A 10756-nucleotide genomic window follows, 5' to 3' on the forward strand; every position below is an offset into this window, starting at 1 on the left:
GCATCGCGCATCATCTGCACGATCTTCATCGAGGTCGTGCCGCGCACGATCGAATCGTCGATCAGCACGATGCGCTTGCCCGCCACCAGCGCGCGATTGGCATTGTGCTTGCGCTTCACATCGGCATGGCGCGCCCCGTCCGAAGGCTGGATGAACGTGCGGCCGACATAGTGCGAACGGATGATGCCAAGCTCGAAGGGAATGCCCGACTGGTTGGCAAAGCCGAGTGCGGCGGGAACGCCGCTGTCCGGCACAGGGATGACGAGATCGGCCTCGACCGCCGATTCCCGCGCCAGCTCGGCGCCGATGGCCTTGCGCACTTCGTAGACCGAACGGCCGCCCATGATCGAATCCGGGCGGCTGAAGTAGACGTGCTCGAAGATGCAGGGCCGGGGGCTCGGGTGACCGAACGGGCGGTGGCAGCGGATCTCGCCATCATGCCCGACCTGAATCATCTCGCCCGGCTCGACCTCGCGCACGAAGTCTGCGCCGATCACATCGAGCGCCACGGTCTCGCTGGCGAACACCACCGCATCGCCCAGCTTGCCCATGACAAGCGGGCGGATGCCGAGCGGATCGCGGCAGGCGATCATGCCCTCGTTGGTGAGGCAGATCAGCGAATAGGCGCCTTCGACCAGCCGCAGGGCATCGATGAAACGGTCGAGCAGCGTGGGGTAGCGGCTGGTGGCGACAAGGTGGATGATCACCTCGGTGTCCGATGTCGACTGGAAGATCGCACCCTTGGCGACAAGGTCGCGCTTCAGGGTCATCGCATTGGAGATATTGCCGTTATGCGCGATGGCGAAACCGCCGGTGGCGAGATCGGCGAAGAGCGGCTGCACGTTGCGCAGGCCCGATCCGCCGGTTGTCGAATAGCGGACATGGCCCGCTGCCATCATGCCAGGCAGTTCGGCAATCGCCTGACCGCTCGAAAAGTTCTGCGCGACATGGCCGAGACCGCGGCGGGAATAGAACTCCTGCCCGTCAAAACTGGTGATGCCGACGGCCTCCTGCCCGCGGTGCTGCAGCGCATGCAGCCCAAGCGCGGCGATGGCGGCGGCATCGCGCGCGCCGAGCACGCCGAAAATGCCGCATTCCTCGCGTAGCTTGTCGCCGTTCTCGTCGAAAAAAGGATGGGCCGCGCCGCAAAGGGGATCGGTGAGGTTCATGGGTGTTCCGGATCTGCGCTGCGGCGCCTGTACCAGCGCCTTAGCGCGCCATGTGGCGAGCTTTGGGGCGTAACGCAAGTGTCTCCAATCCGCAGTTTCGTCCCGTGCGCACGGTTGCCACGCCGCGTGCATGCGCCTAGATGGCCGCACAGATGCTGAAGCGAGCCCGCACTTGATCCTCTCGCCCTTCGAATGGACGATCGCCAAGCGCTACATGCTGCCGGGCCGGGGCGAGGCGTTTATCGCGATGGTGGCCGGGATCAGCCTCGTCGCGGTCATGCTTGGCGTGGCTGCCCTCGTAATCGTAATGAGCGTGATGAACGGCTTTCGCGCCGAATTGCTCGACAAGATCGTCGGTCTGAACGGTCACGCCATCATCCAGGCCTATGGCGGCCGGCTTGATGACTGGCAGGATATCCTGAAGCGGGTGGAAGCCACACCCGGCGTCACCCGCGCGAGCCCGCTGATCGAGCAGCCGCTGCTTGCCACCTTCAACGGCCGGGTCGAGGCGATCCTCGTGCGCGGGAACACCGCGGCTGATCTCAAGCGGCTCGAGGCCAAGCGCGTGGTCGGAAACTTCGCCGAATTGCGCCCGGGCTCGACCAACGTCGCCATTGGTTCGCGCCTTGCCGAAAGCCTTGGCGCGCAGATCGGCGATACGATCACGATCATCAATCCGCAGGGCCGCTCGACGCCGTTCGGCACCGTGCCGCGCCAGATCGGCTACAAGGTTGCCGCCATTTTCGAAATCGGCGTCTATGATTACGACAACGCCTATGTCGTGATGCCCATTGCTGATGCGCAGACCTTGCTGCTGACGGGCGATACCATCGGCATGATCGAGGTGACCACAACCAACGCCGATACCGCCGCGCAGACGCTCGCGCCCATCAAGCAGGCGCTGCTGGGCCGCGCGCAAGTGACCGACTGGAAGACGATCAACGCCAGCCTGTTCGAGGCGCTGGCGGTCGAGCGGGTGGCAATGTTCGTCGTGCTTTCGATCATCGTGCTCGTTGCGGTGTTCAATATCCTGTCTTCGCTGATCATGCTGGTGCGTGCCAAGACCCGCGACATCGCGATCCTGAGGACCATGGGCGCGACGCGGAAGAGTCTGCTCAAGGTGTTCGTCACCATTGGCTTCGTGATCGGCGCGCTGGGGACCGCGGTGGGGCTTGCGCTGGGCATGGTGTTCCTGTTTTTCCGCCAGAACATCGTCAACGGCGTGCAGTACGTCACCGGCCAGCCGTTGTGGGACCCGCAGATCCGCTTCCTCACTGAACTGCCCAGCCGCAGCGATCCGCTCGAGATCACGGTGATCTGCCTGATGGCGCTCGTGCTCAGTTTCCTCGCGACGCTCTATCCGGCGCTCACCGCGGCCAGCACCGATCCGGTGCAGGTGCTGCGCTATGAGTGAGCCGTTCGTCCGCCTCGTCGATCTGCGGCGCAGCTTCAGCCAGGGTGACGAGACGATCGAAGTGCTGCGCGGCATCGATCTGGCCATCCGCCCGGGCGAAATCGTCGCGCTGCTCGGCCCCTCGGGCTCGGGCAAATCGACCATGTTGCAGGCGGTCGGCCTGCTTGAGGGCGGGTTTACCGGGAAGATCGAGATCGCCGGCATCGAAGCCAGCGCGCTTTCGGCTGATGCGCGCACCACGTTAAGGCGCGATCATCTGGGCTTTGTCTACCAGTTCCACCACCTGCTGCCGGATTTCAACGCGACCGAGAACGTCGTCCTGCCGCAGCTGATCGCGGGCAAGGCTGCTGGCGAGGCGAAGGCGAGGGCGGAAGAGCTGCTCACCGCGCTCGGCCTCGGCCACCGCCTGACGCACCGGCCCAGCCAGCTTTCTGGCGGCGAGCAGCAGCGCGTCGCTGTCGCCCGCGCGCTGGCCAATCGCCCCGGCCTCGTGCTGGCGGACGAGCCCACCGGCAATCTCGACGAAGCGACGGCTGACAAGGTGCTCGAGCAGTTCCTCAGGCTGGTGCGCGAGGAAGGCAGCTCTGCCCTCGTCGCCACGCACAACGAGCGCCTTGCCCTGCGCATGGACCGCGTGGTGCGCCTGCACGAAGGGCTGCTGGCCTGATCCTCTCCGCTTGATCCCCGAGCCCCGCCGTGCCAGCCTGCGGCCAAAGCACATCAGGGGAGCCCAAAGCATGACCAGCCCGCAGACCATTGCCGATTTCACCGTGAAGATGCCCGGCGGCAAGGACCTCAGCCTCGCCGACAAGGCCGGCAAGGCCCTCCTCGTCGTCAACACCGCCTCCAAGTGCGGCTTCACCCCGCAGTACGACGGGCTGGAAGCACTCTGGAAGAAGTACGGCGAGCGCGGCTTCGAAGTGCTGGCTTTCCCCTGCAACCAGTTCGGCGGGCAGGAACCCGGCACGGCGGACGAGATCGAGAGCTTCTGCAAGGTCAACTTCGGCGTGAGCTTCCCGCTCATGGCCAAGATCGAAGTCAACGGCGACGGCGCCGATCCGCTCTACCAGTGGCTCAAGGCCGAAGCGCCGGGCGTGCTGGGCACCAAGGGCATCAAGTGGAACTTCACCAAGTTCCTGATCGGCCGTGATGGCAAGGTCGTGCGTCGTTATGCGCCGACGGACAAGCCGGAGAAGCTGGCGGCGGATATCGAGGCTTTGCTCTAAGGGGGAGCGGAAAGGCTTTATGCCTGATGCAGCAGATTGGCATTGGGGTTTGTGCAATTGCGGACCTCGTGAGCTGCTGCTCTGGCTTGAGCCGTGGGCGGACGAGATCAAAGTCCCTAGCATGTCGACAGTAACGATGCGCATCCGAGCATCCGATCCAGATAATCTGCTAATCGAGGTTGAGCATTCCGAACATCATCTTGTTATTTGGGGCGCCGGTGGCCAATCCATCGAAGTTTTTGTCGATAGAGTTTTGCAGCGCACTGGATCAGCCTTAATCGAGGTGCCAGAAGCTTTCAGCTTTTCGACTAAAAAGCTCTTGGGCATCGTTTTTGACAATCAACCAAGTGCTCGCCTTGCTGGATCACATGCGTCGGTCGTACCAAAGCCTCTGTGGCAAAGAATCAAGCATCGGTTGAAGTTCTGGTGAGAGGCTTCTGATCCGTTCGTGTCGAGCGAAGTCGAAACACCGTGCGCGGCGCTTGGTGTCTCGACTTTGCTCGACACGGGCCGGCGATGGGGCCTTATTCCCGGTTGATAATGCCCCTCCGAACCCTCGCAGAATCACCCCCCAAGTCCTAGCTTCCCTGTATGCTCCACGCCCCCTTCGTCCCGCTGCGCATCTACTCCTCCTACACGATGCTCGATGGCGCGATTGATCCGAAGGCCATCGCCAAGACGGCCGCCGAACGGGGCTTTCCGGCCGCTGCGATCACCGACCGCAACGGGCTTTATGGCAGCGTCGCCTTTGCCAAGGCCTGCCTCGATATGGGCGTGCAGCCCGTCATCGGCACTATGCTCGCGGTCGCGCGTCCGGCGCGGGAAGGGGCGGCGAACACCGGCTTCGGGGCCAGCGCGCCGACCATCGACTGGCTCGCGCTCTATGCGCAGGATGCCAAGGGGTATGACAACCTCTGCCACCTCGTCAGCCAGGCGCACTTGGCGCGGCCGCTCGAATTCGCGCCGCATGTGCCGCTCGCCGAGCTTGCCGGCCACACCGACGGCCTGCTCTGCCTGACCGCAGCGGGGGAGGGCGCGCTGACCCGCCTGCTCGCCGATGGCCAGCAGACCGCCGCCGAGGCCTATCTTGCCGAGATCGAAGTGCTGTTCCCGCAGCGCCTCTATATCGAACTCGCGCGCCGCAATGATCCGGTGGAAATGGCCGCCGAGGACGCGCTGATAGACCTCGCCTATGCCCGCGATCTCCCGTTCGTCGCCACCAACCCGGCCTGCTTTGCCGAGCGCGCGTTCTACGATGCGCACGATGCCATGCTCTGCATCGCCAGCTCCACCCACGTCGATTCCGCCGATCGTCCGCGCTCCTCGAAGGAATGGTGGATCAAGCCCGCGCTGATGATGGAGGAGATCTTCGCCGATCTCCCCGAAGCGCTCGCCAACACCCTCGTCGTCGCGCAGCGCACCGCGTTCAAGCCGCCGAAGCGCAACCCGATCCTTCCCAGCCTCGCCGGCGACAAGGAAGGCGAAGCGCGGATGATGGCCGAGGATTCGCGCCACGGCTTGGTTGCGCGGCTTCGTCCTTACTACCCCGATGCCGCTGCCGAGGAACTGGCCGCCGCGCTCACCTGCCCGGTCGAGGAGATGGACGGCCTTCCCGCCGAAGTCCTGCGCGCCGAAGGCCACTGGGACGAGGTGAAGCAATACCGCCAGCGCCTCGAGTTCGAGATCGGCATCATCAACCGCATGGGCTTCGGCGGCTACTTCCTGATCGTGGCCGACTTCATCAAGTGGGCCAAGGAACAGGGTATTCCGGTCGGGCCGGGGCGCGGTTCGGGCGCGGGCAGCCTCGTCGCCTGGGCGCTCACCATTACCGATCTCGATCCGATCAAGCTCGGCCTCCTGTTCGAACGCTTCCTCAATCCCGAACGCGTCTCGATGCCGGACTTCGATATCGACTTTTGCGAAACCCGCCGCGGCGAGGTGATCCGCTATGTCCAGCGCAAATATGGCGACGATCACGTCGCGCAGATCATCACCTTCGGCAAATTGAAGGCCCGCGCGGTGCTGCGCGATACCGGCCGCATCCTGCAGATGAGCTACGGGCAGGTCGACCGTTTGTGCAAGATGGTGCCCAACCATCCGACCGACCCCTGGCCGCTCCCGCGCGCCCTGAACGGCATTGCCGACCTCAAGCGCGAATACGACCGCGATCCTGAAGTGCGCCGCTTGATCGATCTGGCGATGCAGCTGGAAGGCCTGCCGCGCAACAGCTCGACCCACGCGGCGGGCGTTGTGATCGGCGACCGCCCGCTGGCGCAGCTCGTGCCGCTCTATCGCGATCCCCGCTCGGACATGCCGGTCACGCAGTTCGACATGAAGTTCGTCGAGGAAGCGGGCCTCGTGAAGTTCGACTTCCTCGGCCTCAAGACGCTGTCCGTGCTGCGCAAGGCCGTCGATCTCATGGCCAAGCGCGGCATCCAGATCGATCTCGACCGGCTCGCCTGGGATGATGCGCAGGTCTACAAGCTGCTTCAGTCGGGCGACACGGTCGGCGTGTTCCAGCTGGAATCCGAAGGCATGCGCCGCACGCTGGCGGCGGTGAAGCCCACCAATTTCGGCGACATCATCGCGCTCGTCTCGCTCTACCGCCCGGGCCCGATGGACAACATCCCGCTGTTCGGCCGGCGCAAGAACGGGCTCGAGGAAATCGAATACCCGCACGAGAAGCTCTCAGGTATTCTGGCCGAAACCTACGGGATCTTCGTCTATCAGGAACAGGTGATGCAGGCCGCGCAGATCCTCGCGGGCTACTCGCTGGGCGATGCAGACCTCTTGCGCCGCGCGATGGGCAAGAAGGTTCAGGCCGAGATGGACGCGCAGCGCCAGCGCTTCGTCGATGGCTGCAAGGAGGTTTCCGGGATCGACGCGAAGAAGGCCAACGAGCTGTTCGACTTGATCGACAAGTTCGCCGGCTACGGCTTCAACAAGTCCCACGCCGCCGCCTACGCCCTGCTCGCCTACCAGACGGCCTGGCTCAAGACGCATTACCCGCACGAATTCTACGCCGCCTCGATGTGCTTCGACATGCACCAGTCGGAAAAGCTGGCGGTCTTCGTCGACGACATGCGCCGCGCCGGAATCGCGCTGCACGGGCCGGATATCAACCGCTCCGAGGCCGAATTCACCGTCGAGCGCACCGAGGACGGCTACGCCGTGCGATACGCTCTGGCCGGCCTGCGCAATGTGGGCGAGAAGGCGATGGACGCCATTGTGGCGGAGCGCGAGGCGAACGGCCCTTATACCAGCCTCGACGACCTGTTCCGCCGCCTGCCCGCGGGCGCGATGAACCGGCGCGGATTGGAGGCGCTCGCGGCGGGCGGTGCCTTCGATACGCTGGAGCCCAACCGCGCGCAGATCACCGCCAATGCCGAGCTGCTGATGGCCGTGGCCGACGAGGCGGTGCGTTCGCGCACATCAGGACAGGCTGGGCTCTTCGGTGCCGAGGACCATGCCGTCCCTGCCACGCGCCTTGCGGAAGCCGCGCCATGGTCGCGCGCGGACCAGATGGCGGCCGAGCGAGATACCTTCGGCTTCTATTTCGCCGCGCACCCTGTCACCGAATACCGCGCCGTCGCCTCGGCCAACGGCGCGCGGACCTATGGCAGCCTGATGAGCGGGGATGGCGACGCCGGGAGCAGCCGCACCGGCGCGGTCATGGCCGCGCTGGTGGAAGGCGTGAACCGGCGCAAGACCAAGAAGGGCAACGATTTCATCGCCGCCGATTTCTCGGACAGCAGTGGCCAGTTCTCCGCCTCCTGCTTCGAGGAAAGCCTTGTCGAGCCGTTCCAGCAATGGGCGCGCGAGGGCACCTGCGTGCTGCTCAATGTCGAGCTCGACCGCCCGAATCCCGATGAGCCCCCGCGCATCACCGTGCGCGGCGCGCGCCCGCTCGCTTCGGTCAGCAGCGCTGCACGGATGCTGCTGAAGCTCGATGTGACGAAGCCCGAGGCCATGTCCGAACTCGCGCTGCTGCTGCCGCGCGCGGAAGGGGCAAGGGGCGAAGTGATTGCCCGCCTGCGCACGGGAACTTCGCGCGAGCCGGTCATGCGGCTCGGCAATGATTTCTCACTTGATTCGGATGTCATCGAGCGATTGATTCCAATCGAAGGGCTTGCCAATGTGGCCCTTACCGCGCGGGCCGACCGGCACTTGCGGCTCGTCGAATAGAATAACGTTTCAAGGGGAGTTAAGGATGCAGCTGGGCGCCATGCAGGATTGGTCCCTGCGCGTGACGCGTTTCATCGATCACGCTGCGCGTGAGCACGGGGGCCGCGAGATTGTCTCGCGCTGGGCCGATGGCAGCGAAAGCCGCACGACATGGGCCGGCATCCGCCACGATGCGATGCGCATGGCGCAGAAGCTCGCCAAGCTGGGGATCAAGCCGGGCGACCGCGTGGCTACCCTCGCCATGAACCACCACCGCCACCTCGTGACATGGTACGGCGCGGTCGGCGTCGGCGGCGTGCTCCACACGATCAACCCGCGCCTGTTCGACGATCAGCTCGATTACATCGCCAATCACGCCGAAGACCGCGTCCTTCTCTTCGATGCCGCCTTCGCGCCGTTGGTTGAGCGGATGAAGCCGCGCTGGAAGACGATCGAACACTACATCTGCTTCGACAGCTCCGGCCCTGCCGAGCATTTCGAGGACTGGATCGCCAGCGAGGACGGCGAGGGCGAATGGGCCGATGGTGACGAGCGCGATCCCTGCATGCTCTGCTACACCAGCGGCACCACCGGCAATCCCAAGGGCGTGCTCTACGAACACCGCTCGACCGTGCTCCATGCCATGATCGGCATGACCCCGCCGCTGTTCAGCGTTGATTGCCGCACTGTCATGCTGCCCATCGTGCCGATGTTCCACGCTGCCAGCTGGGGTCTGCCCTGGGCAGGCGCAGCTGCGGGGGCCAAGTTCGTCTATAGCGCCGTTAACGATCCTGCGGTGCTGGCCCAGCTCATGGAACGCGAGGCCGTGACCACATCGGCCGGCGTGCCCACCGTTTGGCTCGGGCTGCTCCAGCACTTCGACGCCGCCGGCACGGAGATTCCCGAAAGCCTGAAAACGGTTGTGTGCGGCGGCTCGGCCATGCCGCGCGCAATGATCGAGCGGCTCATGCGGCGCGGCATTCGGGTCAGTCACGCCTGGGGCATGACCGAGACTTCGCCGATCGGGACCTCGAGCGCCGAGACGTGGAACTGGGACGAGCTTTCGTTCGACGAGCAGGTTTCGATCAAAGCGATGCAGGGCCGCGCGCCGTTCGGGGTTGAGCTGCGCTGCGTTGATCTGGGAGACTACAGCAAGGTTCTGCCGCGCGACGGCAAGACCTCGGGTGCCCTGCAAGTGCGTGGGCCTTGGGTGGTGAAGCGCTACTTCAAGGCCGAAGCTGACGCGACCGATGGCGACCAGTGGTTCGATACTGGAGACGTTGCGGTGATCCATCCCGACGGTACGCTTCAGCTGACAGACCGGACCAAGGACGTGATCAAGTCTGGTGGCGAATGGATCAGCTCGGTCGAACTGGAAAATGCTGCAGTTGGCTTCCCCGGAGTTGCAGAGGCGGCGGCCATCGGCGTGCCTCATCCGCGCTGGGACGAACGGCCGCTGTTGGTCGTGGTGAAGAAGCCCGGTGCCGAAGTCTGTCAGGACGCCCTGCGCGAACATCTTGCAGGCCATGTCGCCAAGTGGTGGCTCCCCGATGCCGTCGCTTTTGTGGATGAGATCCCGCACACCGGCACGGGCAAGATCAGCAAGAAGGACCTGCGCGACCAGTTCCGCGACTGGAAGTGGAGCGCCTGAACATGTCCGAAGCCTATATCGATCCGAGCCGCGAGAACTTTGACAAGTTCAAGGCCCTCCCGCGCGATACGCCGATCCACATGCTCAACCTCGTGCGCTTCCGCGAAGAGGCCGCCTATCCCGAAGGCCATCCGCTGGCAGGCAAGGGACTGACCGGCGCCGATGCCTACAAGGAATACATGCGCACGATCCAGCCGGTGCTGGAGCGCGCCGGCGGGCACATCGTCTGGGCCGGTGGGTTCGAGGCGATGGTCACCGGACCCGCCGAATGGGAATGGGACGAGACTTTCGTCATGGCCTATCCCGATGCGGCAAGTTTCATGGGCATGGTGAAGGATCCGGACTATGCTCCGGTCGTCGTCCACCGGCAGGCGGCGGTCGCGACTTCGCGGCTGGTCCGCTTTGCCCCTCGGGAAAGCCTCGCCTGATGATCATCGCCACCACCGAGAATGTCGCCGGCCGTGAAGTGACCGAATGTCTCGGCCAGGTCTTCGGGGTGGTGGTGCGCAGCCGCGGGCTCGGCGGCAACATCATCGCCGGGCTCCGCTCGATTGTGGGCGGCGAGATCAAGGAATATTCGGCGCTGGTCGAGGATACTCGCCGCCACGCGATCGATCGCCTCGTGATGAACGCCTCGCTGATGGGCGCGGACGCGGTCGTGATGATGCGCTTCGATTCGGGCTCGATCGGCCAGACGATGAACGAAGTCGTCGCCTATGGCACGGCGGTGAAACTGAAGCCGCTGGAGTGATCGCGTGACGCCGAACGGCCGCGTCGCCGCGCTGGTGATTGCCGGGCTTGCCGCAATGGGCGGTGTGCTGGTGCAGGCAGCCAGTGCGGAAGGCAGCGGTTTTCCGCTGTTGCTGTTTGCCGCGCTGATCGTGGCGGGTACCGTGTTCGACGCTGGCTACCTCGCCCGCAAACGCCGCACGCGCGGCAACTGGCAACTGACGGCCGAGCGCGAGGTCGATCACCAGTCCGGCCAGATCCTCGATGTCTGGTACGATCCCGTGAGCGGCGAGCGGCGCTACCTGCCGACCGGGCAGCGGCCCGATTAGACTCGTTTTCAGATTGATTGAATCGCGAGGGATTCCCAAGCGCCGCTGTTTCTGATTCAACCTGCTGGCTGGGG

General features: G+C 64.7%; 10 protein-coding genes. 9 read left to right on the plus strand and 1 reads right to left on the minus strand.

Annotation, left to right across the window (positions count from 1 at the left end; translation table 11 throughout):
- Positions 1–1169 (minus strand): amidophosphoribosyltransferase (purF, locus tag K5Q19_RS12180; RefSeq protein WP_292945442.1); only part of this gene is annotated, 1169 nt, incomplete at its 3' end.
- A gap of 172 nt (positions 1170–1341) precedes the next feature.
- On the opposite strand from purF, the gene K5Q19_RS12185 reads away from it, so the two are divergent.
- From K5Q19_RS12185 to K5Q19_RS12225, 9 genes are all read left to right on the plus strand, one after another.
- A complete protein-coding gene (locus K5Q19_RS12185) occupies positions 1342–2583 on the plus strand; it encodes a lipoprotein-releasing ABC transporter permease subunit (protein ID WP_292945445.1) in 1242 nt (413 codons plus the stop codon).
- The gene (locus K5Q19_RS12190) at positions 2576–3250 is read left to right on the plus strand and encodes an ABC transporter ATP-binding protein (RefSeq protein ID WP_292945448.1); all 675 of its coding nucleotides are present in this window, start codon (positions 2576–2578) and stop codon (positions 3248–3250) included. Before K5Q19_RS12185 ends, K5Q19_RS12190 begins: the two co-directional genes overlap by 8 nt.
- Before the next feature lie 70 nt (positions 3251–3320).
- The gene (locus K5Q19_RS12195) at positions 3321–3809 is read left to right on the plus strand and encodes a glutathione peroxidase (RefSeq protein WP_292945451.1); all 489 of its coding nucleotides are present in this window, start codon (positions 3321–3323) and stop codon (positions 3807–3809) included.
- Between the two features lie 19 nt (positions 3810–3828).
- Positions 3829–4239 (plus strand): hypothetical protein, encoded by a 411-nt coding sequence (locus K5Q19_RS12200; protein ID WP_292945454.1) that lies wholly within the window; start codon positions 3829–3831, stop codon positions 4237–4239.
- A gap of 161 nt (positions 4240–4400) precedes the next feature.
- Positions 4401–7994 (plus strand): DNA polymerase III subunit alpha, encoded by a 3594-nt coding sequence (gene dnaE, locus K5Q19_RS12205; RefSeq protein WP_292945457.1) that lies wholly within the window; start codon positions 4401–4403, stop codon positions 7992–7994.
- A gap of 25 nt (positions 7995–8019) precedes the next feature.
- Positions 8020–9624, plus strand: a complete 1605-nt coding sequence (locus K5Q19_RS12210) for a long-chain fatty acid--CoA ligase (protein ID WP_292945460.1) — start codon at positions 8020–8022, stop codon at positions 9622–9624.
- A 2-nt stretch (positions 9625–9626) separates the two neighbouring features.
- Positions 9627–10052: a DUF1330 domain-containing protein gene (locus K5Q19_RS12215; protein WP_292945463.1), complete on the plus strand. Its 426-nt coding sequence runs from the start codon at positions 9627–9629 to the stop codon at positions 10050–10052.
- A complete protein-coding gene (locus K5Q19_RS12220) occupies positions 10052–10375 on the plus strand; it encodes a YbjQ family protein (protein ID WP_292945466.1) in 324 nt (107 codons plus the stop codon). The genes K5Q19_RS12215 and K5Q19_RS12220 overlap by 1 nt, the downstream gene beginning before the upstream one ends.
- Positions 10376–10379: 4 nt before the next feature.
- Entirely contained in the window at positions 10380–10682 is a 303-nt protein-coding gene (locus K5Q19_RS12225; RefSeq protein WP_292945469.1) for a hypothetical protein, read from the plus strand.
- The last annotated feature ends 74 nt before the right edge of the window (positions 10683–10756 follow it).

It is taken from the genome of Novosphingobium sp. (assembly GCF_019748365.1).
Classification (GTDB): Bacteria; Pseudomonadota; Alphaproteobacteria; order Sphingomonadales; family Sphingomonadaceae; genus Novosphingobium.